Source organism: Virgisporangium aurantiacum, from assembly GCF_016863635.1.
In the GTDB taxonomy this organism is placed as follows: domain Bacteria; phylum Actinomycetota; class Actinomycetes; order Mycobacteriales; family Micromonosporaceae; genus Virgisporangium; species Virgisporangium aurantiacum.
Map to the genome: position 1 here is coordinate 39,974 of NZ_BOPG01000021.1, position 25,275 is coordinate 65,248.

Here is a 25,275-nt window from a genome sequence, read left to right on the forward strand (position 1 = left end):
AGTTGACGGTGCTACTCGCTTTACTACAACAATCGGAGTGACTCGTCAACGTCCGCGAAACGTCGGTGAAATATCGGTACCCGCGGCCCCTGTCCAAGTCACTCCGGTAGTTGTAGCGTGTGGGGCCAACTGGCTTTCGGGAGGTCGACGGTGTTCTCCATCGCTGACGTCGTCAGGGAGGCGGCCCGGGTACGACCCGACGCGGTCGCGGTTTCGGGGCAGGGCAGGCGTTCCACGTTCGGCGAGCTCGACGAGCGGTCCAGCCGGGTCGCGGCCGGACTTGTTGCACTGGGCGTGCAGCCCGGCGACCGGGTCGCGTACGTCGGGCTGAACCGCACCGACGTCCTCGACATCGTCGCCGGGGCGTCGAAGGCCGGCGCGGTGCCCGTCCCCGTGAATTTCCGCCTCGCGGGGCCGGAACTCGCGGCGGTGCTGACCGATTCGGGGGCCGTCGTCCTGTTCGGCGAGCAGCCACAGGTCGACCTCCTCGCGCCGCACGACGTGCCGGCGTTGCGGCGCACCATCGTCCTCGACAGCGACCTCGACTCCGGCTATGACGCGTGGTTCGACGCGCAACCGTCGGCCGATCCCGGCCGGTCGCCCGGGCCCGACGACCTGGCCTGCCTGATCTACTCCTCGGGCACCACCGGCCTGCCCAAGGGCGTGATGATCCGCAACCGCAACCTGCACTCGATGCTCGACGTGGCGCGGCGCCGCTGGCAACTCGACCCGGGCGACGCGTCGTTCAACGTGTCGCCGTACTTCCACGTGCTCGGGTTCTCGTGGGCGGTGCACAGCCTGCGCCAGGGCGCGATCATCGCGCAGGTGCGCGACGCCGCGCCGGGCGCGCTGCTGCCGATGATCGCCGGCGAGAAGGCACGCGTGGCCGTTCTGGTGCCCGCGCTCATCGACATCGTGCTGCGCAGCCCGGGGCTCGACGAGGCCGACCTGTCGAGCCTGCGGCTGGTCCTGTACGGCTCGGCGCCGATCTCCGTCCCGCTGCTCACCGAGGCGACGAAGCGGCTGGGCGTCGCGATGGAGCAGTCGTACGGGCTCACCGAGGTCGCCGGCGGCGCGACGTTCCTCAGCCCGTCGGCCCACGAGCGCGCGCTCGCCGGTGAGGCGGACCTGCTGCGGTCGTGCGGACAGCCCGACCCGGGCAGCGAGTTGCGCATCGTCGATCCGTCCACATTGGAGGATGTGCCGGTCGGGTCGCCGGGCGAGGTGCTGATCCGATCGGCCCAGGTGATGGCGGGGTACTGGAACCGGCCCGAGGAGACCGCGCACAGCCTGTTGCCCGACGGCTGGTTGCGCACCGGCGACGTCGGCTATCTCGACGCCTCCGGCTACCTGTACCTGGTCGACCGCGCGAAGGACATGATCGTGTCGGGCGGCGAGAACATCTACCCGGCCGAGGTGGAGCGGGCGCTGATCCAGCACCCGTCGGTCGCCGAGGTCGCGGTGGTCGGCGCGCCGTCCGCCCGCTGGGGCGAGTCGCCGGTCGCGGTGGTCGTCCTGGAACCCGCCGCCACCGTGGATTCCGACGCTCTCATCGCCTGGTGCCGCGACCGGCTGGCACACTACAAGTGCCCGGTCGCGGTGAATTTCGTGGACGCGTTGCCGCGCAACGCCTCGGGCAAGGTGCTCCGGCGCGTGCTGCGCGAACCCCTGTGGGACGGACATGTTCGGAGGATCGGCTGATGACCCTGCAGGACCTGCTCGACAAGCAGGAGATCACCGAGAACCTCGCCCGCTACATGCGGGCGGTCGACCGCGGTGACCTCGACACGCTGCGGGCCTGCTACCTGCCGGGCGCGGTCGAGGAGCACGGCGGTGTCTACAGCGGACCGGCATCGTCCTACGTGGACAGTATCGCCCGCACGCTGACGCATCCCAAGTCGCTGACCACACATGTTCTCAGCAACGTGCTGATCGAACTCGACGGCTCGGACCGCGCTCACGTGGAGTGCTACGTCACCGCGTTCGCGCGCGTGCGCACGGCGCCGGGAACCACCGGTGACACGCTCACCGTCGCGCGGATGATCGACGTGTTCGAGCGGGTCGACGGCCGTTGGGGCGTGCGGCACCGCCGCCTTCTCTGGGAATGGAACCACGACATGGATACCAACGAGGGCTGGATCTTCGGCCTGCTGGCGCCCGACACGTCGGTGCTGACGCGCGGCGCGAAGTTCCCGAGCGACCCGGTGTACACGCGATGAGCGGTCTGTTCGAGGGCACGGTCGCCCTGGTGACCGGTGGCAACCGGGGCATCGGGCAGGCGTTCGTCGAGGAACTGCTTGCGCAGGGCGCGTCCGTCTACGCGGGCAGCCGCGACCCGTCCGACGTCCGCACCCCCGGGGCCGTCCCGGTCGAACTCGACGTGACCGCTGCTTCCTCCGTCGCGGCGGCGGCCGCGCGGTGCACCGACGTGACGCTGCTCATCAACAACGCCGGCTACTTCGCCAACACGCGGCTCGTGGTCACCGACGACGCCGACGCGGCGCGCCGGGAGATGGACGTCAACTACTTCGGCCCGCTCGCGACGACCCGGGCGTTCGCGCCGATTCTCGGCGCCAACGGCGGCGGGCACATCGTCAACGTGCTGTCGGTGGCGGGGATCGTGCCGACCGCGTTCATGGGCGGGTACTCGCCGTCGAAGGCGGCCGCGCTGTTCCTGTCCGGCATCACACGCGCCGAGCTCGAACCGCAGGGGACGCAGGTGACCGCGCTGATCGTCGGCTCGGTCGACACCCGGATGGCCAGCCACGTCGACGGCCGCAAGGAGAGCCCGCGTGACATCGCGGTCGCCGGGCTCAAGGCCGTGCGCAAGGGCGAGTGGGTCGCCGACACCGACTGGATGGCCGTCGACGCACGGGCCCGGCTCGCCCGCGACCCGGTGGGCTACCAGCGCGGGCTGGGCAAGCTGGTGCACAAGACCGGGTTGCGCACGGGGCGCGGCTGATGCGGGTCATCCAATGGGCGACCGGTGCGATCGGCAAGACGTGCCTGCGGGCCGTGCTCGACTCGCCCGACCTCGAGCTCGTCGGCCTGTACGTGTACGGCTCCCGCAAGGAGGGCCGCGACGCGGGCGACATCGCCCGGCGTCCGCTCACCGGGGTCACCGCGACGCGCGACATCGAGGAGATTCTCGCCCTCGACGCCGACGTGGTGCTGCACACGCCGCGCCTGCAACTGCCGTACCAGCACCACGACGAGGACATCTGCCGGCTGCTGCGGTCGGGCAAGAACGTCGTCACCACGGCCGGGCACCATTATCCGCGGGCGCACGGCGCCGACCGCGACGAGCTGTTCCGGCGCGCCGCGCTCGACGGCGGCGCGACGCTGTACGGCGTCGGGATCAGCCCGGGTGTGATCGGTGAACGGCTCGCGTTGGCGTTGAGCGGCGTCGCGGTGGACCTCGACCGCATCGAGATCGACGAGGTGCTCGACGCGAGCGGGATGCCCGACCCGGAGTTCGCGTTCACGGTGCTGGGGCTGGGATCGGATCCGTCCACCGTGGACCTGTCCGGCGGCCCGCTGCCCGTCCTCTTCGGACAGTTGTACCTGGAGACGTTGCGGTTCATGGCCGACCGCATGGGCGTCACGTTCGACCGGGTCGAGCCGGACCACCACCTGGAGATCGCGGACGCGGACCTCCCCGTCCGCGCGGGTGTCGTCCGCAAGGGCACTGTGGTCGCGACGGAGTGGCGCTGGCACGGGATCGTGCGCGGCGAGCGGTTCCTGACGCTGGCCATCATCTGGACGATGGACCCGACGCTGCCCCGCTACGCCGGCCGCGACCACTGGACCATCACGATGACCGGCCGCCCGAACGTCGTCATGACGCTCAACCTGATCGAGCCGAACGACCCGGGCGTCCGCACGACCGCGGCGCAGTACGTGACGGCCGGCCCGGTGATCCGCGCGATCCCCGCGGTGGTGGCGGCGCCGCCCGGCATCTTCGAGCCGCCGGTGTTCGGCCCGTGGACACCGCACTCATGACACGCGACATCTTCGCCCGGCACGCCGACGGGTCACGGGTCCTCGGCGTCGCCGACATCATCCGCCGCCGCGCGGCCGCGACCCCCGACCTGATCGCGATGATCGAGCCGGGCCGAGCGACTGCCGCTGGTTTGTCGCCGAAAGAGGCGACCACGTTCGCCGATCTCGACCGGCGCTCCAACCAGGTCGCCAACGCGCTCATCGCGTCCGGCGTCGGGCCCGGCGACCGGGTGGCGTTCATCGGCGCCAACTCCCCCGCGTTCCTCGAGGTGCTGTACGGCGCCACCAAGGCCGGCGCCATCGCGACCGCGGTGAACAACCGCCTCGCGCCGGCGGAGATCGCCGCGATCCTCACCGACGCGGAACCGGCGGCCCTCGTGGTCGACGATCCCGCGCTGGTGCCCGTCCCGGCTCTCACCGGTGACGACTGGTTCTCCGGTGAGTCCACTGTGGATCCGCTCGTACCCCGCGGGCCCGACGACACCGCGGTCATCTTCTACACGTCGGGCACCACCGGGTTGCCGAAGGGCATCATGCTCAGCGGCGACAACCTCGGCCAGGCCCTGGCCACCATGCACTACGACATGGAACTCACCACCGACTCGGTCGCGATGGCGCCGATCCCCTACTTCCACATCTCCGGGCTGGGGCTGGCCCTCGTCGCCAACCTCAACGGCGCCGCGCTGCTGCTGGAGACCGCCACCGACCACAATGGACTGATCACACTGCTGTCCGAACGGCGCGTGTCGCACGCCGCGGTGGTGCCGACGATCCTGCAGACCCTGCTGAACCTGCCCCGCACCCGCGAGACCGACTGGTCGGCACTGAAGTACCTCGTGTACGGAGCGATGCCGATCCCGCTGCCGGTCATCCAACAGGCGACCGAGGTGTTCGGCTGCCGCTTCATCCAGTCGTACGGCCTCACCGAGTCGACCGGCGGCGTCACCGTGCTGTGGCCGGAGGACCACTTCGTCGAGGCCCGGCTGAGGTCGGTCGGCCGCCCGATGCCCGGCGTCGAGGTCACGGTCGTCGACCCGGTCACGCTCGCTCCCTTGCCGCCGGGTGAACGCGGCGAGGTCCTGATCGGCGGCGGCCACGTGATGCGCGGCTACTGGCGCCGCCCTGCCGAAACCGCCGCGACCATCGTCGACGGTCGGGTCCGCACCGGCGACGGCGGCTCCTTCGACGAGGACGGCTACCTCTACCTCCACGACCGCATCAAGGACATGATCGTGAGTGGCGGCGAGAACGTGTACCCGGCCGAGGTCGAAAGCGTCCTCACCGGACACCCGTCCGTTCGTGAGGTGGCGGTGGTGGGCGTCCCGTCCGAGCGGTGGGGCGAAAGCCCGGTGGCGGTGGTGGTCCCCCGCGACGGCGCCGCGATCGACGGGTCCGAGGTGATCGCCTGGTGCCGCGAGCGGCTGGCGCACTTCAAGTGCCCCGTGGCGGTCCACGTGGTGGAAGCGTTGCCCCGCAACGCGTCCGGCAAACTCCTCAAGCACGTCCTGCGCCAGGAAGTTCAGACGTAGCGGAACTCCGCGCCCAGGAGGGCACCTTCCGACAACTCGGCGCCGGCTGTGGAGCGCTTGAGGGTGATGGTCCACCTGGGGTTCTCGGCCTTCGGCACCAGGCGAACCTCGCGGCCGCCCAGGTCGAAGGTGTGCCTTTCCACGGGACCGAAGCCGAGGATCTCCGTCCACAGCGAGGTCGTCGCGGCGGGGTCGGCGACGCCGGCCTCGACGGACACCACGTCGTGGATTAACGCGTCGGGGGACGGGTCGACGCCGAGGCCGTCCCAGAACCATTTTTCGGGGTCGGCGATGCCGTCGAGTTCGAGCAGCAGACCCGCGTCGGCGGGGTGGAACTGGACGATCGGGTGGCCCATCACGAGTTGGTCGGCGGCCAGGCGCACGCCCAGCGCCACGGCCCGGTCGCGGGCGCCGACGGCGTCGGAGTGCTGGACCGACAGGGCGTAACCGCCACCGCCGGTCTTCGTCAGCCAGCGGGACAGCGCGGCGCCCATCGGAGCGCCGCTCGACGGTGCCACCAGTTCCAGGTACGAGCCGCCGGCCAGGGCCATCGTGTCGTCGGCGAGGCCGACCGTCGCGAGTTCCGGGTCGGCGAAGCCCTTGCCCAGGCGGAACTTCTCGCGGATCAGCGTGCCGGCGCCCTCGATGTCGTCGGTGGCGAGCACCACCTGTCGCAGCAATGCCCAGTCAGTCATCGCGGTTTCCCTTCCAGTGCGGCTCCCGCAGCACCCGCTTGAGCACCTTGCCCGACGCGTTGCGGGGCAGCGCGTCGACGAATACGACCCCGGTGGGGCACTTGAAATGCGCCATGCGCTCGCGGCACCACGCGATCAGCTCCGCACCGTCCACACTGGAGCGCGCGACCACGACGGCCAGCGGCGTCTCGCCCCACCGGTCGGACGGGATGCCGATCACCGCCACGTCAAGAACGGCCGGGTGATCGAAGAGCGCCTTCTCGACCTCGGCCGGGTACACGTTCTCGCCGCCGCTGATGATCATGTCCTTGATGCGGTCACGGAGGTAGAGGTAACCGTCGTCGTCGATCACGCCGGCGTCACCGGTGCGCAACCATCCGTCGGGGGTGAACAGGTCGTCGGAGCCGCGGGCCCAGTAGCCCGACGTGAGGCTCGGGCCGCGCACGAGGATCTCCCCCGAGCCCGAAGCGGAGTCGATCGACACGGAAAGACCCGGAAGTGGGCGGCCCACCGAGAGGAGCCGCGACTCCACGAAGTGGTCCTCGGGCGACAGGATCGTGGCGACGCCGGTGGTCTCGGTGAGCCCGTACGACTGGTGGAACCGGGCGCCGAGCACGTCGGTCGCCCGCTTCATGAGCGCCGGCGAGATCGGCGCGCCGCCGTACACCACGTGCCGCAGGGCGGTCACGTCGGAAGCGGACGGCGCGGACACGATCGCGTCGATGAGCGCGGGAACCATGGCCGCGTGGGTGGCGCGGAAGGACAACAACTGCGCGAGCATCGAGGACGGCGTCGGCTCGCGGTTCTGCACGATCGTGCCGCCGGCCGCCAGCGTGATCAGCGACCACCCGGCGCCGGCGATGTGGTGGTACGGCGTGGGAACCAGGCTCACCGTCGCACTGTCCACAGAGAACTGTGACCCGAACGCGCCGACCGTCCACGCCAGTTGCCCGTCCTCGATCCGCACGCCCTTCGGCCGGCCGGTCGTGCCCGACGAGTACATGAGCAGCACCGGGCCGGGGTCCCGGGAAACCGCGGCCGGAGACGAGGAAAGCCAATCCTCGTAGTCCCGCCCGATCGGAACCACCCGGACCGACGGCGGCAGCGCGCCCACGAACGGATCCCCGGCCACGACGAGCGAGATCCCCGCGTCGGCACAGATCCACGCGAGTTCCTCGGCCGAGAGGCGGAAATTCAACGGGACGAGCGTGACGCCGGCCTTCAGCGCGCCGAGGAACAGCTCCCAGAACTCGGTGCCGTTGCGGTCGACGTACCCGACCCGCCCGCGCACGGAGGAGAGCGCGGAGGCGACGAGGTCGCTCCGTCGCCAGAGTTCGCCGTAGGTCAGCGTGCGGCCGTCGCCGGTGATGGCCACGCCGGAGTCGCGGCGCGAGACGAGGTCGAGGACGGTCACCGTTCCACCGCGACATCGCTGCCCCGCAACGGATCCCGGCACTGGTCGCAGGCGAGCCGCGGGGTGAACGTGCGCCGGCACTCGGTGTGCCGGTAGATGAGCGCGCGCCCTTCCGGTGACCGGAACCAGCGGTGGCCCCAGTCGAGCGTGCACATGATGACCGGGAAGAACGCGCGGCCCTTCGCGGTGAGGTGGTAGCTCAGCCAGTCGGACCGGTCGAGCCCGGGCGACACGGTGAGCACGCCGAGGTCGCAGAACGTGCGCAGCCGGTCGGCGACCATCGTCGGCGGCGCGCCGAGGCTGCGCTCGAAGTCCTTGAACCGGTGCGCGCCGAGGAACGCCGCGCCCAGCAGGGCGGCCGACCACCGGTTGCCGATGAGCGCCATCGTCTGGGGCACCAGTTCCGGAGTCGCCGTCGACCCGCTGTTCGAGCGGCGGCGCGTGTTCGCGGCCGGAACGCTGCGTTCCCAGCCACCCGCGGGGCCGAAGTCACCGGTGACGTCGCGCGGCTCCACCGGCTTGCGGCAGGCCCCGCACAGCAGCAACGGCTGGAACGCGTGGCCGCACCGGGTGTGGCGCATCGTCGGCAGCCGCTCGGCGTGCTCGGGCACCCACGCCGCCTCCCACGCCCAGATCGACAGCAGGATCGGCCAGGTGTCGCGGCCGCGCTTGGTGAGCCGGTACTCGAACCGCGGCGGGCGCTCCTGGTACGCCACCTTCTCCAGCAACCCCGTCTCGGCGAGCCGGGTGAGCCGGTTGGTCAGCACCGAGTTCGAGATCGCGAGCTGTTCGAGGAAGTCGTTGTAGCGGCGCACGCCGGCGGTGGCGTACCGCAGGATCGTCAGCGTCCACTCGTCGCCGATGAGACCGATCGCCTGCCCGACGGCGTTCTGGCCGCCCTCCGGCAGCGCGGTCGGCTCGTCACCGACCTCGGCCACCTACGACTCCATCCGTAACGCGTGGCCCATGGTGTCGGCGGTGCGCCACCCCGGGATCGACGAGCCGGCGGCCCACGTGGCGTGGGTGCCACTGGAGATCCGTTCGGGGAGACGCACGCGCGCGATCGGTCCGTCGCCCACGCGGCGGGCGTCGAACACCAGGCATTCGGACCGGTTCTCGTTCATGTCGGTGGTCAGCGTAACCAGGTACCCGTCGTCTTCGCCGGTGGACCCGACCCGTGGCGCCATCGCGGTCTCGCTGCCGTACACGCCCTCGCCGAACGCGTAGTGCTCGTCGGTACCCGTCTCCAGGTCGTGCTTGACGAGACCGTTGAACAGGAACCAGCTCGGCACGCCGGTGGCGGCGTAGGCGTAACGGTTGCGGCGCCCGCCGTACGAGCCGTTGATCATCCCGAACTCGGTGACGCGGTCGCGCAGCCGCTCCTCGCGAACGGCGCCGGTGACGAGGTTCAGCCGCCAGCGGTGCAGCCGCGACTGCATCCGGTCGAGCGCGAGGAAGCGGAACATCCGTTGGTAGTACGAGCCGTCGCCGCGGTCCTGCGGCTCCGGGTCGTCCTGGAAGAACCCGTCGAGGACGATCTCGTCGCCCTCCTCGTACGCGTTGACCCAGTGCAGCACGTAGGTGGCTTCCGCCTCGAACCAGCGCACCTGCTCGGTGGTTCCCCGCCGCGGGATGACGCCGATGCGCAGCGGCATCTCGGGGTGGAACCGGGCGGCGTGAACGCCCTTCTCCAGCAGCGAAGGATCCCAGAACAGCGGGCAGTCGTTGAGGATCGCGTAGTTCTCGGTGTACGCCATGTCGTGCGGCAGGCGCGGCCCGGGCAGCGGGACGTCGACGTAGTGCCCGAGGTGGTTGTCGGCGTCGACCACGCCGTAGTGGAGGTACGGCGCCTCCTTGCCGTAGTTGAAGAACAGGAGCTCGCCGGTGTGCTCGTCGCTCTTCGGGTGCGCCGAGACGCCCCACTGCGACGGGGTCCACGGGCTCTTGCCGAGCGTGTCGAGCGTCAACGGGTCGAGCCGGTAGATGTCGCCGCACTGGTAGAAGCTCGACAGCGCCACGCCCGCGTGCACCACGACGTCGGTGCTGGAGGAGTCCTTGAGACGGCCGCGCGCGCCCCACCCGTCACGCAGGCTCTTCGACGGCGGCTCGGCGAGCCCCGCCCACAGCGGTTCCTTGGTCTCCTGCTCGGCGACGAAGCCGTCGGTGCGGATGAACCGGTTGCGGTAGAACGCCTTCCCGTCCCGGAACCCGACGACGTGGACCATTCCGTCGCCGTCGAACGGGTGGTACTTCCCGGCGATCGCCGGATGCACGGGGTTCTCCGTGTTGCGCAGGTACACGCCGTCGAGGTCGGCCGGGAGCTCACCGATCACGGTGAGGTCGTCGGCGCGCCACTCGCTCGTCTGCGGCTGCCACGGGCCGGTGCGGTACGGGTGGTCGTCGTCCTCGGGAAGCGTGGAAAGGGCATGCCCGACCAGTTCGACGTCCATTGCTCAGGCCCCTTGGTCGGTGACGACGAGGCTGACCGTGGTGGTCGTGCTGCCGCCGATGTTGAGTGTGCCGACGGTGCGGGCGCCCGGCACCTGGTAGTCGCCCGCCTGGTCGGTGACCTGCTTGTAGGCGTCGAGCAACATGCGCACGCCGGTGGCGCCGACCGGGTGCCCGCCGCCGATGAGGCCGCCGCCCGGATTGACCGGTATCCGCCCGCCGACGGCCAGATCGCCGTTCTCGACAGCCTTCCAGCTCTCCCCCGGCGCGGTGATGCCGAAGTGGTCGACGGCGGCGTACTCCGACATCGAGAAGCAGTCGTGGGTCTCGATCGCGTCGAGCTGGTCGACGTCGCCGATCCCCGCCCGGCCGAACGCGTCGGTCACGGCCTTGCGCACGTGCGGCAGCACGTACGGCTGATCCGCGCTGTGGTCGAGCTTCTGCGCCAACGGTAGGCCGACCGTGGTGTGGCCCCAACCGGCGATGCGGGCAACCGGTCGGGCCGACGGGTGCGCCGCGAGGTAGCGGTCGGAGACCAGCACGACGCCGGCTGCGCCGTCGGTGATCTGGCTGCAGTCGGTGCGCCGCATGCGTCCCTCGACGGGCGGGTTCGCCTCGTCGTCGGCGGTGAAGCTGGCGTCGGTGAACGTCCACGCGCGGGTCTGCGCGTTCGGGTTCGACCGGGCGTTCGCGAAGTTCAGCTGGGCGATCGCGCGCAGGTGCGCGTCGTCGATGCCGTAGCGCCTGTCGTACTCGTCGGCGAGCGCGCTGAACATGTACGGCCACATGAACTTCGCGTCGCGACCCTCGTGCCCGATCCACGCGGCGGCGCCGAGGAGCCGCGACGCCTCGTCACCCGGAACGGTGCGCTCGAGTTCGACGCCGAGCACCAGCGCGACGTCGTACCGACCCGACTCCAGGTCGGCCATCGCCGACAGGACGGCGATGCTGCCGGACGCGCACGCGGCCTCGTGCCGCGCGGCCGGGATGCCCCACAACCGCGGGTCGACCGTGGCCGGCATGCCGCCCAGCTGACCCTGACCGGTGAACAGTTGCCCGAACGCGTTGCCGACGTGGATGACCCCGATGTCGGCCGGATCGACGCCGGAGGCCTCGATCGTTCCGGTGACCACCGCCTCGACGAGCTCGGCGAACCCGTGGCCGGCCCGGCCCCAGTTGGTGGCGAAATCGGTCTGGAAACCGCCGGTAACCCAGGTGGCAGAAGTAGTCACGCCGGCACCTCCGTTCACGCGTCCTTACTATAACAGAGAGAGTTAGTCGTCAACTGACTCCCAATTAGCGCTTGAAGATCCTATTGCCAACTCGGGAGCGTGAGACTACACCTAACAGAGTGACCTCACGCGCCGTCTACGTCCTGGACTTCCTCCGGACGCCACGCGGGAAAGGGTCGGCGAAAGGCTCGTTGCACCACCTCACGCCGACCGACCTGGTGGTACATCTGCAGCACGCGCTCGTCGAGCGCACCGGCCTGGACCCGGAGCGGGTCGAGGACGTCACGCTCGGCCTCGCCTCCCAGAACGCCGAACAGGGCGCGAACCTCGCCCGCACCGCCACCCTGCTCGCCGGTTGGGGAGACCGCGTTCCCGGCGTCACCCTGAACCGCTTCTGCGCCTCCGGCATCGACGCCGTGTCACAGACCGCCGCCCGGGTGAAGGCGGAAGACCTCGACCTGGCCGTCGCGGGCGGGGTGGAGAGCGTCTCCCGGGTGCCGATGTTCTCCGACGAGGGTCCGCTGTGGACGGACCCCGACACGATCAAGCGGGTCGGCTCGGTGCACATGGGCATCGCCGCCGACCTCAACGCCACGAAGGACGGCTGGCAACGGCCCGAACTCGACGCCTACGGTCTCGAAACCCAGCAGAAGGCCACGGCCGCCTGGGCCGCCGGCTTCTACGGGCGCTCGGTCGTGCCGGTCGGTGACGTCAAGGCCGACGAGTTGATCCGGGGCAACACGACCCTGGAAGGGCTGGCCGCGCTGCCGCCCGCGTTCGCGGAGATCGGCGCGTCCGGGCAGGACGCGATCGCGATGGCGGCGCACCCGGAGATCGGCCCGATCGAGCACCGGCACACGGTCGGCACGTCGCCCGCGCTCGCCGACGCGGCCGCGCTCGTCCTGCTCGGCACCGCGTCGGCCGCCGACGCCGCCGGGCTGAACCCCCGCGCCCGCGTCGTCGCCGCCGCGACGGCGAGCACCGATCCGGTCATCATGCTCACCGCCGGGCAGCAGGCGGTCGAGAAGGTGATCGCGAGGGCCGGACTCCAGCCGCGCGACATCGACGTGTTCGAGTTCGCCGAGGCGTTCTCCGCGCTGTGCCTCACGTTCCGGCGCGACCTCGACGCCGGCCCGGACCGCATGAACCCCAACGGCGGCACGATCGCGATGGGGCACGCGTTCGGTGCCACCGGTGCGATCCTCGTCGGGCAGTGCGTCGACGAACTCGAACGGCGGTCCGGGCGCTACGGCGTCGCGGCGGTGTCCGGTGCCGCGGGGCTCGGCGTGGCCGTTCTGGTGGAACGCGTATGAACGGTCGGGTGGGCATCGTCACCGGCGGCGGCAAGGGCCTCGGGCGGGCCTTCGCGCTGGAACTGGCCGCGCGCGGGGCGGCGGTGGTCGTCAGCAACCGCAACGACTCCGCCACCGGCGTCGTCGCCGAGATCGAAAGAGCGGGTGGACGCGCGATAGCGGAGCACAGCGACGTCGCCGACCCGCGTGCGGGCGAGCGCATCGTGCGGGCGGCACTCGACGCGTTCGGGCGGCTCGACTTCCTCATCACCAGCGCCGCGGTCAGCGGGCCGGCCATGTTCCACAAGTCGAGCGTGGAGGCGCTGTCCGCCGTGCTGAGCGTGAACGTCCTCGGCACCGCGGGCGTGGCGATGGCCGCGTCGGCGCACCTGCGCGCGCACGGCGGCGGGCGCATCCTGCTGGTGGCGAGCACGGCCGGACTGCACGGCGAGGCGGCCGTGTCGGCGTACGCGGCGAGCAAGGGCGCGGTGATCGCGCTCGGGCGCACCATCGCGCAGGAGGGCGCGCCCCGCGACGTCCTCACGAACGTCCTGCTGCCGTACGCGACCACCCAGATGACCGACAGCAACATGGACCGTCGGTTCCGCGACGCGATGACCGCGGAGTCCGTGGCACCGGTGGCGGCGGCGCTCGTCGACCCGGCGTGCCGGATCAACGGCGAGGTGATCGTGGCGGCCAACGGCGCGGTCCGGGCCGTCGGTGCGGTCGAGTGGGGCACCGTCCGGGTACCGTCCACAGTGGACCCCGCGACGCTCGCCGGGCTGCTCGCCGAGAGCCGCGCCGGCACGGCGCACGAGTACCGCACCGCGCAGGACGCGTTCGTCGACTTCGCCCAGGAGGGACTGCGATGAGCTGGGGAGCGCTCGGCCTCAACCTCGTCGTGAGCGCGGCCGCCGTCGCGCTGACGATGCTTCTCACGATGGCCTACGCGCTGCGCCGCGGCGAGCAGAGCATCGTCGACACGGTGTGGGGCCTCGGTTTCGTGGTCGTGGCGATCGTCTCGTTCGCCGTGTCGGGCGCGCTCGGCGAGGGTGACACCACCCGGCGCTGGATCATGCTCGCGCTCACCGCGGTGTGGGGGGTGCGGCTCGGCGTCTACATCTTCCGGCGGAACCACGGCAAGGGCGAGGACCCGCGCTACGCCGCGCTGATGCGGCGCAACACCGGCCGCACGGTGCCGTTCGTCGTCAAGTGGATCTACTGGCCGCAGGGTTCGATCATGTGGGTGGTGTCGCTGCCCGTCCAGGTGGCGATGTACGAACCCGCGGCGGTCGGTGTGGTCACGTGGATCGGGGTCGCGGTGTGGGCGGTCGGGCTCGCGTTCGAGGCCGTCGGTGACGCGCAACTGGCGCGGTTCAAGGCCGATCCGGCGAACCAGGGCCGGCTCATGGACCGCGGCCTCTGGGGCTGGACCCGGCATCCGAACTACTTCGGCGACAGCGTGGTGTGGTTCGGTCTGTGGATCGTCGCGTGCTCGCACTGGGTCGGGCTGCTGACCGTCGTCGCGCCGGTGCTGATGACGCACATGCTCGTCAACAAGAGCGGAAAGGCGTTGCTGGAACGGCGGATGACCCGCTCCCGCGGCGACGCCTACGCGGAGTACGCCGCGCGCACGAGCGGCTTCTTCCCGCGTCCGCCCCGGCGTACGGCGTGACCCACGATCTGGGCGACCTGCTCGACGTCCTCGATCTGAAAGCCGTTGCGGCCGACCGGTTCGTCGGCCGCAACGCCGCGCTCGACCTGCCCCGCGTGTTCGGTGGGCAGGTCGCCGCGCAGGCGCTGGTCGCCGCCGGGCGCACCGTCGACAGTGGACGCACACCGCAGTCGCTGCACGCCGACTTCCTGCGCCCCGGCCGGCCCGAGGTGCACACGGAGTTCGTGGTCGAGACCGTGCGCGAGGGGCGCAGCCGCTCGAACCGGGCCGTGGTCGCACTGCAGGACGGCAAGGCGATCCTGCGGATGACCGCCGCGTTCGGCGTCGACGCCGACTCCACCGTCACCCACCAGGTGCCCACGCCCGCCGCACCCGCGCCGATGAGCGTGCGGACGCTGGCTGAGAGCGTCGCCCGGTACGGCGGCCTCGACGGCCTGTGGACCGGCTTCGACGCGGTCGAGATCCGGATCGACCCGCGGGACGTCGACGGCGGCTCCCGCGACCTCGTCTGGATGCGGGCCGCCGGAACGCTTCCCGACGATCCGCTCGTGCACGCCGCGGTCGCGTGCTACGCCACCGATCTGACCCTGCTCTCGGCCGCGCTGGTGCCGCACGGCCTCGTGATCGGCCGCGAGCGCGACGACCGGCACGCCTGGGACACGGTGTCGCTGGACCACGCCCTGTGGCTGCACCGGATCCCGCGCGCCGACGACTGGATGCTGTTCGACCAGCACTCGCCGGTCGCGTCGTGGGGGCGCGCGCTCAGCACCGCCCGGATCTTCGCACCGGACGGCGAACTCGTGGCCACCGTGCTGCAGGAGGGCCTGCTCCGCGCGTCTCCGATCTGAGGGTCAGCGGACCCCGGGGTTCAGCCGCCCGCGGCGGTACTCGGCGACGACCAGATCCGTCAACTCGTCGAGGGACGTCTCGGCGGTCGGCTTGTCGAACGTGATCGTGCCGTGTTGCAACAGGTTGACCCGGTCGCACACGTCGAGCACCTGCGCGTAGTTGTGCACGATGAGGATCATCGCGATGTCGCCGCGGGCCTTGAGATCGGCGATGAGGTTCAGGATCTGGGCGCCCTCCTTGGCGCCCATCGCGGCCAACGGCTCGTCGAGCAGCAGGATCCGCCGCGCCGAGTACACCGACCGGGCGACGGCGATCGCCTGCCGCTGCCCGCCGGACAGCCGCGCCACCTCGACCGTGACGTCGGGGATGTTTACGCCGATCTCCTCCAGGTGCTGGCGGGCCAACCGGCGCATGGCCCGGTTGCGCAGGAACGGCCAGCGGACGACCTCCCGGTTGAGGAACATGTTGTGGTACACCGACAACTGGTCGACCAGCGCGAGATCCTGGTACACCGTGTCGATGCCCAGCGAGCGGGCGTGGCCGACCGAACGCAGGTGCACCTCCTCGCCGTCGATGAGGATGCGCCCGGAGTCCGGCCGGTGGAAGCCGCACAGCGTCTTGATGAGCGTCGACTTGCCGGCGCCGTTGTCGCCGATCAGCCCGAGCACCTCGCCGGGTCCCAACCGCAACGTGACGTCGCGCAGCGCGGTGACCGGTCCGAACCGCTTGCCGACGTTCTCGGCCCTGAGAATGTCCTCTGTCACCTCAGTGAGCCCTTCGTTCGGAGCCGGGCCAGGTACACGTTGAGCACCATCGCGAGGAGGATCGCGATACCCAGGATCAGGTCGAAGCGGTCGGCGTTGACGCCGATCAGGTTCAGCCCGTCGCGCAGGATCCCGAGTACCACCGCGCCCAGCAGCGCGCCGACGATCGTGCCCGAGCCGCCCGCGAGCGCCGTCCCGCCGATGACGGCCGCGGCGACGGCGGCGAACATGATGCCGGAACCACCGGCGAGCGGCTCGATCGAGTTGATGTGAAAGGCCTCCAGGACCCCGGTGAGCGCGCCCAGCATGCTCGCGATGATGAAGTTCCCGATCTTCACCCGGTTGACCCGCACGCCGGCCTCGCTCGCGCCGTGCTGGTTCCCGCCCACCGCAACGGTGTGCAGGCCCCACCGGGTGCCGCTGAGCACCACCTGGAACGCGGCGACGATCGCGAGCGCCCAGATGATCTCGGCCCACGGTGCCGCGCCCAGCCACCACGCCACCCCGCGCGCCGGCTCCGGAATCGGAACCGGGTAGGCGTGCGACGTCACCAACGTGATGCCGTTGAGGAGAAACAGCATGCCCAACGTCGTCACGAACGACGGAACGTGCAGGTGGACCGTGACCAGACCGTTCACCAGACCCACGACGGCGCCGGCACCGAGAGCCAGCGCGATCGCGAGCAGCACGGGCACCCCGTAGAACGAGATCGCGTAGTGCATGAGGAACGGCGCCAGCGCGTACATGTGACCGACCGACAGGTCGATCTCGCCGCTGATCAGCAGCAGCACCTGACCGGTGGCCAGGATCGCCACCGGCGCCACGTAGTGCGAGATCGTGATGACGTTGCCCTCGGTCGCGAACGCCGGGCTGGCGGCGTTGAAGTAGACCGCCAGCCCGACCGCGACGAGGAGGATGCTCGCCTCACGGAAACGCAGAAGCCGCCCGAACCCGCCGCGCCACCTGTTGGGCGGCGCGGCGGTGACGGTTGTCGTCGTGCTCATGCGATCGCTCCGCTGCGCTTCGCGATGCATTCGCAGGGCACTGCGTTAACGATTCGCTCGCTCCGCTCGCTCATGTGTGCGGGATCGGGCCGCTGCGCGACACGACCTTCTGCGCGGTGTCCGAACCCTCGAAGCGGGTCTTGACGTCGCTGAACTGGTTGACGTTCTCCTTGGTGACGAACGACAGCGAGGTGTTGGTGTCCGGCGGCGAGACCAGCCCGCCCGACAGGTTGTAGAGGTACAACGCGATGACCGGGAGGAAGCCCTGCAGGTACGGCTGCTGGTCGATCGTGTAGTCCAGCGAACCGCCCTTGACGCTCTCCAGCGTCCCCGGTTGCAGGTCGAACCCGCCGGCGATCGCGCCCTTGTCCTTGAGCTTCAGCTTCGCGACGACCTTGCCGAGCGCGTCGGTCGACCCGCCGTCGACGGCGAGCAGGCCCTTGGCGTTCGGGTGTCCGGCCAGGTACGCCTCGATGGCGTTCAACTCGTTGGGCAGATCGGTGCCGGTGGCGATCTGGGTGAACGTATGGCTCGTCCCCGACTCCTTCAGGACGTCGCGCGCGCCGTCGCTGCGCGGCTGGATGTTGAGCGAGCCCGGGGTGGCGATGAAGCACACCACGTCGCCGCCGGTGAACTTGCTTTCGAGCAGCCGCGTGCCGAGCGAGCGGCCCGAGTCGTAGAGCGGTTGGCCGATGTAGGAAAGCCGTGCGGTGCCGGGGTTTCCGGGCTCGCCGTCGGCGTTGTAGCTCACCACGGGAATGCCCGCGTCGAGCGCCTTCGCGACCGGGTCGGTGAACGCCCGCGCGTCGGTCACCGCGAGCGCGATGCCGTTCGCCTTCGCGGACACGGCGGCGTTGGTGGCGTTGACCATCTCGCCGACGACGGCGTTCTGCGAGCCGGTCCACTGGTAGTCGCAGCCGAGCAGCGCGCAGGCGTCGGCGATGCCGTACTGGGTGGGTGTGAAGAACGGATGCGCCGTGACGTGGCAGACGAAGACGAACCGCCACTTCGGCGTCGACGGGAAGTTGCCCGCGGCACCCGCCTGCTGCTTGGTCTCGGAGCACGCGGTGAGCAGCGCGCCGGCGGCGAGGGCCGCGCTGGTGAGCCCGGTGCCGGACAGCAGGCGGCGCCGGGAGACCGGATTGAGGTCGAGGGTGTCGACGGCTTCCTCGACCTTGGGATGGATCGTGCGCATAGCTGCTCCTCGAGCCGTGCGTGTCAATGGGCGGTGCTGAACTGGTAGATCGTGGTCGTCCGGTAGGTCTGTCCCGGCCGCAGCACGGTGGTCGGGAAACCCGGCTGATTCGGTGAGTCCGGGTAGTGCTGGGTCTCCAGGGCGAACCCGTCGCCCTGGCGGTACATCCGGCCACCGGTGCCGACGAGCGTGCCGTCGAGGAAGTTGCCGGAGTAGAACTGGATCCCGGGCTCTGTCGTCACGATCGTCAGCGCCCGCCCGCTGCCGGGGTCGACGACCCGGGCGGCGAGTTCCAGCTTCGTGTACGAGTTGTCGCGGCGGTCGAGGACGTAGTTGTGGTCGTAGCCGCGACCGATCACCAGTTGCTCGAACCCGTCGCGGATCCGGGCACCGATGGCGGTCGAGCGGGTGAAGTCCATCGGTGTGCCGGCAACCGGGTCGAGCGCGCCCGTCGGGATCAGCGTGGCGTCGACCGGCGTGTACCTGTGGGCGTTCAGCGTCAGCTTGTGTGCCTCGATGCTGCCCGAGCCCTCGCCGGCGAGGTTGAAGTACGCGTGGTTGGTGAGGTTGATGACGGTGGCCGCGTCGGTCGTCGCCCGGTAGTCCATCCGGATGCCGTTGTCCGCCGTGAGCGTGTAGGTGACAGTTGCCGTCAGGGTGCCGGGATACCCCTGGTCACCCGCCGGACTGGTGAACTCCAGGCGGAGCCCGACGTCGTCCCGGCCGCGGACCGGGGTGGCGGCCCACACGTGCTTGTCGAAGCCGACGGTTCCACCGTGCAGGCTGTTCGGGTCGTTGTTGATCGGTAGCTGGTAGGTCGTTCCGTCGAGCGTGAACCGGCCCGCGGCGATCCGGTTCGCGTAGCGGCCGGTGATGCAGCCGAAGTAGGGGCTCCGGGCCACGTAGTCGGCGAGATTGTCGAACCCGAGCGTGACGTTGCCCAACCGACCGCGCCGGTCGGGCACCTCGATGGTCTGGAGAATCCCGCCGTACGTCAGGATCTGTATCCGCATCCGCCCGTTCGACAACGTGTACCGGTCGACCGGTTCACCGGCCGGCGTCGTACCGAAGAAGTCCTTGGTGATCGTCGGCTTGCCGGACGCACCCGACGGAGCCGCCTCGATCGCGCCGGCCGCGACCGCAAGGGCGGCCACCACGCCGACACGTACGGCCAAACCGACCGTTGCCCTCCTGCGCATCGTCCTCGTCCTCCCTGTACACCGCATGCTTCGGGGGTGGACCACCTGTTGGTTCGGCGCCGTAACTTACTCAGCTTGGGGCCGGTCGGCGGACGACAAGGAGTCCCACCTCCCCATAACATCCGGGTTATGGAGCTGGAGATCCGCCATCTCCGCGTCATCTGCACCGTCGCCGAGACGGGCAGCATCGGCCGTGCCGCCGCCGCGCTACGGGTGTCTCAACCGAGCCTCTCCGCGCAGCTGCACCGGATCGAGCGGATGCTGGGCGGCACGCTGTTCGTCCGCCGCAACCACGGCGTCGCACCGACGTCGTTCGGGGAGATGGTGCTGACGCGGTGCCGGGCCGTCCTACCGACGATCGACGAGCTGAGCCGGGCCACCACCCGGATCTCCATCGCCGCCGACCCGCAGCTGCTCAGGCTCGGGTCGGTCAACGCCCCGCTGCTCGCCGGCCTGGTCACCGGCCTGCGCGAGCGGTTCCCCCACGCCACGATCACCTCGCACGGCGAAGGGTCGCCGACGCCGCTGGTCCACATGATCGCGGGCGGCCTGCTGGAGCTCGCCGTCGCCGGCGAGAACCCGGCGTACGAACTCCCGGTGCGACCCGAGGTCACCTACCACACCGTGGCCACCGAGCCGGTGTTCGCGCTGATCGCCGAGGACCATCCCCTCGCCGTCCACGACGAGATCGACCTGGCCGACCTGGCCGGCGAGTGCTTCGGCCTCCCCCGCCCCGACGACGACCGCAGCCACGAGTACTACGCGCTGGCCTGCCTGGCCGCCGGCTTCGAGCTGCACACCTCGCACGACATCGAGGGCACACCACTCCTCGACCTGGTCCGGGCCGGGCACGCGGTGACGTTCTGCCAGGCGACGTTCCGCGTCGGCCCGGGCCTGGCGGTCGTCCCCCTCGCCGGCACGCCGTTGTGGTACCGGCACGTGCTGCTGTGGCACCGCGAAAGCCCGTTCGCCGACCACGCCGCCCTGGTCACCAAGCTCGCGGCGGCGACGTACGAGCGGGCGATCCGCCGCAACGCCGCGTATCCGGCATGGCTGGCCCGCCAACGGACGGAACCGCCGGCTCCCGCCCGCGAGGGCTGAGCGCCCGATCGACAGTTCTGTCCGCAACCGCCGGCGGCTGGGTCTGCCAGCGGGACTACATCGTGGGGATGACACCGGCCGCGGGTCCGTCCAGCGATGTAGCAGATGTCGATACGGCGGACGACGTGCCGGCACCGGCTCCGCCGTTAGCGTTCGCTCCACACATCGACGAGCGTGGAGGACGCATGCGACGACATCCGGCCCGGCGCGCCTGGACGGGCGCGGCAGTGATCCTGGCGGTTCTGATCGGCGGCGGCATCGTCGAGGGCATCGTCGGTACCGGGACGGCGGACGCGACGTCGAGCCGGAGCGGCACGGTCATCCGCCGCACCGGCCACGGCATCCCGCACATCCTCGCGCGTGACCATCACGGGCTCGGGTTGGGCGCCGGGTACGCCTCGGCCGAAGACAATCTCTGCCTGGTGGCCGACACCGTGCTGACGCTCTCGGCGGAGCGCTCGCGCTGGTTCGGCGCCGACGCCCGCACCGTCGACGGGGTGACCAACCTCAACAGCGACCTGTACCACGCGTCGCTCGCGGGTACGGTCGAGCGCCTGCTCGCCCTGCCGTACCCGGCCGGCCCGTCGCGGTCGGCGCGTGACCTCGTGCGTGGCTACGTCGAGGGGTACAACCGCTACCTCGCCGAGACCACAGTGGACGGTCTGCCCGACCCCACGTGCCGGGGTGCGGGCTGGGTGCGTCCCCTCACCGAACTCGACATCTGGCGCCGGGTCCACGAGTTCGCCACCGGTGGCGCCGACGACGTCCAGAACGCGGTCGTCGAGGCGCAGCCGCCCGGATCCACCGTGCCCACGACGGACCCCGGGCCGGAGAACGCCGGGGCCGGCGAGATCGGCAGCAACGCGTACGCGTTGGGTCGGCAGGCCACCGGCGGCGCCGGGATGCTGCTCGCCAACCCGCACCTGCCGTGGCAGGGCGCCTGGCGCCTCTACCAGATGCAGCTCACGATCCCGGGTGAGCTGAACGTCAGCGGTGCCGGGCTGATGGGTATGCCGGTGATCGGCATCGGGCACAACGACCGGGTGGCGTGGACGCACACCTCGTCCACCGCGCAGACCCGCACCCTGGCCCGCCTCACCCTGACGCCCGGCGACCCGCTCGGTTACGTCGTCGACGGGCGGCCGCACCGGATGCTGGCGCAGCCCGTCACCGTCACCGTGCGCGGGGCCAACGGGACGCTCAGGCCGGTGACCCGGACGCTGTACCGCACGCCCGACGGTCCACTTGCGACAGACGGACCGCTGCGCTGGACGGAGGCCAACGCCTACGTGCTGCGCGACGCCAACGCCACCAACCTGCGGGTGATCGACCAGTGGCTGGCGATGGCACGGGCGCGCACCGTCGGCGACGTGCACGCGGCCCTGACCCGACTGCAGGGGGTCCCGAGCTACAACACGCTCGCCGCCGACTCCACCGGCGCCGCCTACTACAGCACCGTGCAGGTCGTGCCGCACGTCACCGACGACCTGCTGGCGCGGTGCTCGGTCGGTCCGGCCGGCGGCCCGATCGTGCTCGACGGCGGCCGCTCCGACTGCGGCTGGGGAAGCGATCCGGGCACGGTGGTGCCGGGGCTGCTCGGCCCGGCCCGGTTGCCGACGCTGACCCGCGCCGACCACGTGAGCAACATGAACGAGAGCCCGTGGCTGGCCAACCCGGCGGCACCGCTCACCGGGTACCCGGCGATCCTCGGCACCGTCGGCACCCGGCGATCGGCGCGCACCCGGCTCGGTCTCGACATGATCGCCGACCGGGTCGACGGCAGCGACGGGCTCGGGCCGCCCGGGTTCAGCCTCGCGACGCTGCAGGCCACCATGCTCGGCAACCGCGTGCTCAGCGCCGAGGAGGGCCGGGCGTCCACAGTGGACCTGTGCCGGTCCCGTCCGACGCTGACCGCGGGCGACGGGCAGCCCGTCGACGTGCGGGCCGCATGCGCCGCCCTCGCCGGGTGGAGCGGCCGGGCCGACGTCGACGCGCGCGGGGCCGTGCTGTGGGGCGCGTTCGTCACCCGCCTCACCGATTCCCGGGTCGACGCCTCGACCGTCCCCTTCGACCCGGCCGATCCGGCGCACACGCCGCGCGGCTTCGACGCGACCCGGCCGGGCGTCGACACCGCTCTCGCCGACGCGGTGCGGATGCTGGACGTCGCGGGCATCCCGGTGGACGTGGCCCTCGGCGACGCGCAACGTTACGCGGGGGTGCCGGTGGCCGGCTGCCGCGGCAGCGACGGGTGCTTCAACGTCACCAACACCGACCGCCGCCCCGACCAGGCCGTTGGCGGCATCCGGCACGGGTCGACGTTCATCATGGCCGTCGAGCTGACGCCGGCCGGACCGCGCGCCCGCACGATCCTCACGTACGGCCAGTCGGCCGATCCGACGTCGGCGTACTTCACCGACCAGACCCGGCTCTACGCCGCCAAGCGGTGGGTCACGGCGCGGTTCACCGAGGCCGAGATCGCCCGCGACCCGGCCCTCACCGTGCGCCGGCTCGCGCGGTAGGGCGGGGAAGCGGCAGGGCAGGAAGCGGCCGAACGGGAAGCGGCGGGCGGGAAGCGGCGGGGCGGATACGCGACCGGGCCGGGATATCGTGGGTCCCGGCCCGGTCGTCGAGGGGAGCGGCATGTTCGTCATCGCGCACGTCAGCGACATCCACATCGACGGCACCGAACGGGCCACCGGCCGCACCACCCGCGTCATGGAGTATCTCCGCGGGTTCGCCGACCGGCTCGACGTCATCCTGATCACCGGTGACCTGGCCGATCACGGCGCGGAACCCGAGTACGAGGTGATCAGGCAGCTGGCCACCGCGCCGGTGCCGGTGCTGCTGTGCCCGGGCAACCACGACGCGCGCCCGCCGTACCGGAAGGCGCTGCTCGGCGAGGAGCCCGACGGGGCGCCCATCAACCGCGCGCACCGCGTCGGCGGCGTGACGTTCCTGATGGCCGACTCGTCGATTCCCGGCGACGACGCCGGGCTGCTCGACGACGCGACGCTCGCGTGGCTCGACGCCGAACTCGCCGCCGACGAGGGGCCGGCGTTCGTGTGCTTCCACCACCCGCCGGTCCCGTTGCACGATCCCGTCATCGACGAGATCCGCATGCTGGGCGCCGACCGGCTCGCGGCCCTCGTGCGGCGGCATCCGCGGGTGGTCGCGCTCCTGTGCGGTCACGCGCACACGCCGGCGGCGACCACGTTCGCGGGGTTGCCGCTGCTGGTCGCGCCGGGTGTGGCCTCGACGATCAAGCTGCCCTGGGAGCCCGGCCCACGCGTCGACGTCGGGTACCCGCCGGCCATCGCGTTCCACGTGCTCGAAGACGGCCGCCTGACCACCCATTTCCGGCTGGTGGCATGAGGCGGACTAGGCGGCGCCCAGGGTCGCGTTGATGCCGTCGATCCGGCCGTCCTCGCGGAACTCGACGTCCGCGGTGAGGCGGGCGCCGGTGATCGTCAGCTTGCTCCGGTCGTCGCTGAAGACGGCGGACAGGCCGCGGCGCGCCGCGTAGCTGTACACGGCGCGGCGGTGGTTGATCATCGGCAGTTCGGCGAGGCCCTGCTGCAGGATCCGCATGACGCGGGCCGGTTCGGGCGCCGGCAGCACGAAGTCCGGGTGCTCGATGAGGAACGCGGCGCGGGTGCCGCCACCGACCTCGCCGGTGTAGTGGGTGAACACGGTGCTGAGCGTCTTCGCCGCCTCGATGAGCTGTCCGGCGACCACGTTCGGGTCGCTCGGGCTGCCGGGCAGGTCGTCGAACGGGACCTCGGGCTCGGCGAGCAGGGCCAGGTCGTGCCGGCGTCCCCAGTCACGCAGCGTCGTCGACAGCGCGACCGCGTCGGGGTGGAAACCGGACGGATTCGCCCACGCCCACAGCCACGAGCGCGGCCCCGGCGCCGCCGACCCCAACAGGTGGACGCGGGTGCAGACGCGCGGCGTTTCCCCGCTGAAACTGAACTCCGGCTTCTTCAGGTCGACGTGCCAGGAGTGCTCGCCAGCCACCTCGCTGAGGTGGATCTGGTGCTCCAGGGAGAGCAGCGCGGCGTCGTCGACCAGGTCGGTGAACACATGAGAATCCGTCACGTTGAGCGACCCTAGCAAGGCGCGGCTACCCCGAAAACTACCCGAAAAGGGTGGCCGCCACGATCTCCCATTCGGTGACGAGGTCGGTGCCCCCGGGATCGCGGAGCCACTGGATCTGCAGGCCGTCCATCAAGGCCATCACCTGGCGGGCGAGCGACCCCGGCCGGTCGCTGACGCCGGCGGCGAGCGCCGTGAACACCGCCAGCGTGTGCTCCTGCCGCGCCGCGAAGTACGAATGCGCGGGGTGGCCCGGCGCCAGCGACTCGGCCTCGAGCACGGCGAACAACCGGACGATCTCCGGCTGCCCCGCGTTGCGCCGCACCAGCGCCGCGCACAGCCGCCGCAGATCGACCCCCGCCGGAAGCGCGCCAGCCCCCGGCTCGGCGCCAGCCCCCGGCTCGGCGCCAGCCCCCGGCTCGGCGTCAGGCCGCAACGCAGCGCCAGACCCCAACCCGGCGCCAGGCCCCAGCCCGGCGCCAAACCCCAACCCGGCGTCAGGCCGCAACGCAGCGCCAGGCCCCAGCCCGGCGACGAGCCCCAACTCGGTGACGAGCGCGTCGGCGTCGGCCGCGTCGCGGTGGTCGAGCACGGCCAGCAGCAGCCCGTCCTTCGAGCCCACATGATGCAGCAGGCCGGGCACGGTGAGGCCGCACTCGTCGGCGACATCCTGCATCGAGAGGCCCCAGAACCCCCGCTCGGCGATGAGCCGCGTGGTGACCCCGATGATCTGGCGACGCCGCTCGGCGGCCGGCTTCCGTGCCCTTGCCGTGCCCCGGTTCAC

Annotated in this window: 23 protein-coding genes; 12 read left to right on the plus strand and 11 right to left on the minus strand. The window is 71.2% G+C overall.

Annotated elements, in window-relative coordinates; translation table 11 throughout:
• The first annotated feature begins 150 nt into the window (after positions 1-150).
• From Vau01_RS15815 to Vau01_RS15835, 5 genes are read left to right on the plus strand one after another with little or no spacing between them, the layout of a single operon-like run.
• Positions 151-1,701 carry a long-chain-fatty-acid--CoA ligase gene (locus Vau01_RS15815; RefSeq protein WP_203992809.1) on the plus strand — a complete coding sequence of 517 codons (1,551 nt, stop codon included), beginning with the start codon at positions 151-153 and terminating at the stop codon, positions 1,699-1,701.
• The gene (locus tag Vau01_RS15820) at positions 1,701-2,219 is read left to right on the plus strand and encodes a nuclear transport factor 2 family protein (protein WP_203992812.1); all 519 of its coding nucleotides are present in this window, start codon (positions 1,701-1,703) and stop codon (positions 2,217-2,219) included. The genes Vau01_RS15815 and Vau01_RS15820 overlap by 1 nt, the downstream gene beginning before the upstream one ends.
• Positions 2,216-2,962 carry an SDR family oxidoreductase gene (locus Vau01_RS15825; RefSeq protein ID WP_203992814.1) on the plus strand — a complete coding sequence of 249 codons (747 nt, stop codon included), beginning with the start codon at positions 2,216-2,218 and terminating at the stop codon, positions 2,960-2,962. The genes Vau01_RS15820 and Vau01_RS15825 overlap by 4 nt, the downstream gene beginning before the upstream one ends.
• On the plus strand, positions 2,962-4,002 hold the full coding sequence (locus tag Vau01_RS15830) for an NAD(P)H-dependent amine dehydrogenase family protein (RefSeq protein WP_203992816.1): 1,041 nt from the start codon (positions 2,962-2,964) through the stop codon (positions 4,000-4,002). Before Vau01_RS15825 ends, Vau01_RS15830 begins: the two co-directional genes overlap by 1 nt.
• Positions 3,999-5,531 (plus strand): AMP-binding protein, encoded by a 1,533-nt coding sequence (locus tag Vau01_RS15835; protein WP_203992818.1) that lies wholly within the window; start codon positions 3,999-4,001, stop codon positions 5,529-5,531. The genes Vau01_RS15830 and Vau01_RS15835 overlap by 4 nt, the downstream gene beginning before the upstream one ends.
• Here Vau01_RS15835 and Vau01_RS15840 read toward each other — a convergent pair.
• The 5 genes from Vau01_RS15840 to Vau01_RS15860 are packed head-to-tail and all read right to left on the minus strand — an operon-like array spanning position 5,522 to position 11,320.
• Entirely contained in the window at positions 5,522-6,226 is a 705-nt protein-coding gene (locus tag Vau01_RS15840) for a VOC family protein (RefSeq protein ID WP_203992820.1), read from the minus strand. The two genes, Vau01_RS15835 and Vau01_RS15840, sit on opposite strands and share 10 nt — an antisense overlap.
• Positions 6,219-7,640 (minus strand): AMP-binding protein, encoded by a 1,422-nt coding sequence (locus Vau01_RS15845; protein WP_203992822.1) that lies wholly within the window; start codon positions 7,638-7,640, stop codon positions 6,219-6,221. The genes Vau01_RS15840 and Vau01_RS15845 overlap by 8 nt, the downstream gene beginning before the upstream one ends.
• The gene (locus Vau01_RS15850) at positions 7,637-8,578 is read right to left on the minus strand and encodes a winged helix-turn-helix transcriptional regulator (RefSeq protein ID WP_203992824.1); all 942 of its coding nucleotides are present in this window, start codon (positions 8,576-8,578) and stop codon (positions 7,637-7,639) included. Before Vau01_RS15850 ends, Vau01_RS15845 begins: the two co-directional genes overlap by 4 nt.
• On the minus strand, positions 8,579-10,090 hold the full coding sequence (locus tag Vau01_RS15855) for a carotenoid oxygenase family protein (RefSeq protein WP_203992827.1): 1,512 nt from the start codon (positions 10,088-10,090) through the stop codon (positions 8,579-8,581).
• A gap of 3 nt (positions 10,091-10,093) precedes the next feature.
• Positions 10,094-11,320: an acetyl-CoA acetyltransferase gene (locus tag Vau01_RS15860; protein WP_203992830.1), complete on the minus strand. Its 1,227-nt coding sequence runs from the start codon at positions 11,318-11,320 to the stop codon at positions 10,094-10,096.
• 119 nt (positions 11,321-11,439) lie between these two features.
• Here Vau01_RS15860 and Vau01_RS15865 point away from each other — a divergent pair, with 119 nt between their 5' ends.
• From Vau01_RS15865 to Vau01_RS15880, 4 genes are read left to right on the plus strand one after another with little or no spacing between them, the layout of a single operon-like run.
• A complete protein-coding gene (locus Vau01_RS15865) occupies positions 11,440-12,633 on the plus strand; it encodes an acetyl-CoA C-acyltransferase (RefSeq protein WP_203992833.1) in 1,194 nt (397 codons plus the stop codon).
• Positions 12,630-13,484 (plus strand): SDR family NAD(P)-dependent oxidoreductase, encoded by an 855-nt coding sequence (locus tag Vau01_RS15870; protein WP_203992836.1) that lies wholly within the window; start codon positions 12,630-12,632, stop codon positions 13,482-13,484. Before Vau01_RS15865 ends, Vau01_RS15870 begins: the two co-directional genes overlap by 4 nt.
• A complete protein-coding gene (locus tag Vau01_RS15875) occupies positions 13,481-14,287 on the plus strand; it encodes a DUF1295 domain-containing protein (RefSeq protein ID WP_203992839.1) in 807 nt (268 codons plus the stop codon). Before Vau01_RS15870 ends, Vau01_RS15875 begins: the two co-directional genes overlap by 4 nt.
• Positions 14,284-15,135 (plus strand): acyl-CoA thioesterase, encoded by an 852-nt coding sequence (locus tag Vau01_RS15880; RefSeq protein WP_203992842.1) that lies wholly within the window; start codon positions 14,284-14,286, stop codon positions 15,133-15,135. The genes Vau01_RS15875 and Vau01_RS15880 overlap by 4 nt, the downstream gene beginning before the upstream one ends.
• 3 nt (positions 15,136-15,138) lie before the next feature.
• Here the strand turns inward: Vau01_RS15880 and Vau01_RS15885 are convergent, their stop codons facing one another.
• The 4 genes from Vau01_RS15885 to Vau01_RS15900 form a co-directional block, all read right to left on the minus strand.
• Positions 15,139-15,900 (minus strand): ATP-binding cassette domain-containing protein, encoded by a 762-nt coding sequence (locus Vau01_RS15885; protein ID WP_203992845.1) that lies wholly within the window; start codon positions 15,898-15,900, stop codon positions 15,139-15,141.
• Entirely contained in the window at positions 15,897-16,904 is a 1,008-nt protein-coding gene (locus tag Vau01_RS15890; protein ID WP_203992848.1) for an ABC transporter permease, read from the minus strand. Before Vau01_RS15890 ends, Vau01_RS15885 begins: the two co-directional genes overlap by 4 nt.
• Before the next feature lie 70 nt (positions 16,905-16,974).
• Positions 16,975-18,099, minus strand: coding sequence for a sugar ABC transporter substrate-binding protein (locus Vau01_RS15895; RefSeq protein WP_203992851.1), 1,125 nt, complete (start codon positions 18,097-18,099; stop codon positions 16,975-16,977).
• Positions 18,100-18,122: 23 nt separating this feature from the next.
• Complete coding sequence (locus Vau01_RS15900) at positions 18,123-19,298, minus strand: aldose epimerase family protein (RefSeq protein WP_203992853.1); 1,176 nt, start codon at positions 19,296-19,298, stop codon at positions 18,123-18,125.
• A gap of 129 nt (positions 19,299-19,427) precedes the next feature.
• On the opposite strand from Vau01_RS15900, the gene Vau01_RS15905 reads away from it, so the two are divergent.
• The 3 genes from Vau01_RS15905 to Vau01_RS15915 all read left to right on the plus strand — a co-directional run bounded on the left by Vau01_RS15905 (position 19,428) and on the right by Vau01_RS15915 (position 23,771).
• A complete protein-coding gene (locus Vau01_RS15905) occupies positions 19,428-20,399 on the plus strand; it encodes a LysR family transcriptional regulator (protein WP_203992855.1) in 972 nt (323 codons plus the stop codon).
• A 185-nt stretch (positions 20,400-20,584) separates the two neighbouring features.
• On the plus strand, positions 20,585-22,918 hold the full coding sequence (locus Vau01_RS15910; protein WP_203992857.1) for a penicillin acylase family protein: 2,334 nt from the start codon (positions 20,585-20,587) through the stop codon (positions 22,916-22,918).
• Between the two features lie 121 nt (positions 22,919-23,039).
• Entirely contained in the window at positions 23,040-23,771 is a 732-nt protein-coding gene (locus tag Vau01_RS15915) for a phosphodiesterase (RefSeq protein ID WP_203992860.1), read from the plus strand.
• A gap of 6 nt (positions 23,772-23,777) precedes the next feature.
• Here Vau01_RS15915 and Vau01_RS15920 read toward each other — a convergent pair whose 3' ends face one another.
• A complete protein-coding gene (locus tag Vau01_RS15920) occupies positions 23,778-24,494 on the minus strand; it encodes a DUF6882 domain-containing protein (protein ID WP_203992863.1) in 717 nt (238 codons plus the stop codon).
• A 37-nt stretch (positions 24,495-24,531) separates the two neighbouring features.
• Complete coding sequence (locus Vau01_RS63385; RefSeq protein WP_239151614.1) at positions 24,532-25,275, minus strand: TetR/AcrR family transcriptional regulator; 744 nt, start codon at positions 25,273-25,275, stop codon at positions 24,532-24,534.

Bases quoted from the DNA above. Each gene is read 5' to 3' on its own strand.
- Vau01_RS15830 (WP_203992816.1), top strand. From the start codon at position 2,962: ATGCGGGTCATCCAATGGGCGACCGGTGCGATCGGCAAGACGTGCCTG.
- Vau01_RS15875 (WP_203992839.1), top strand. From the start codon at position 13,481: ATGAGCTGGGGAGCGCTCGGCCTCAACCTCGTCGTGAGCGCGGCCGCC.
- Vau01_RS15905 (WP_203992855.1), top strand. From the start codon at position 19,428: ATGGAGCTGGAGATCCGCCATCTCCGCGTCATCTGCACCGTCGCCGAG.
- Vau01_RS15820 (WP_203992812.1), top strand. From the start codon at position 1,701: ATGACCCTGCAGGACCTGCTCGACAAGCAGGAGATCACCGAGAACCTC.
- Vau01_RS15870 (WP_203992836.1), top strand. From the start codon at position 12,630: ATGAACGGTCGGGTGGGCATCGTCACCGGCGGCGGCAAGGGCCTCGGG.
- Vau01_RS15910 (WP_203992857.1), top strand. From the start codon at position 20,585: ATGCGACGACATCCGGCCCGGCGCGCCTGGACGGGCGCGGCAGTGATC.
- Vau01_RS15835 (WP_203992818.1), top strand. From the start codon at position 3,999: ATGACACGCGACATCTTCGCCCGGCACGCCGACGGGTCACGGGTCCTC.
- Vau01_RS15915 (WP_203992860.1), top strand. From the start codon at position 23,040: ATGTTCGTCATCGCGCACGTCAGCGACATCCACATCGACGGCACCGAA.
- Vau01_RS15900 (WP_203992853.1), bottom strand. From the start codon at position 19,298: ATGCGCAGGAGGGCAACGGTCGGTTTGGCCGTACGTGTCGGCGTGGTG.
- Vau01_RS15825 (WP_203992814.1), top strand. From the start codon at position 2,216: ATGAGCGGTCTGTTCGAGGGCACGGTCGCCCTGGTGACCGGTGGCAAC.
- Vau01_RS15895 (WP_203992851.1), bottom strand. From the start codon at position 18,099: ATGCGCACGATCCATCCCAAGGTCGAGGAAGCCGTCGACACCCTCGAC.
- Vau01_RS15890 (WP_203992848.1), bottom strand. From the start codon at position 16,904: ATGAGCACGACGACAACCGTCACCGCCGCGCCGCCCAACAGGTGGCGC.
- Vau01_RS15855 (WP_203992827.1), bottom strand. From the start codon at position 10,090: ATGGACGTCGAACTGGTCGGGCATGCCCTTTCCACGCTTCCCGAGGAC.
- Vau01_RS15840 (WP_203992820.1), bottom strand. From the start codon at position 6,226: ATGACTGACTGGGCATTGCTGCGACAGGTGGTGCTCGCCACCGACGAC.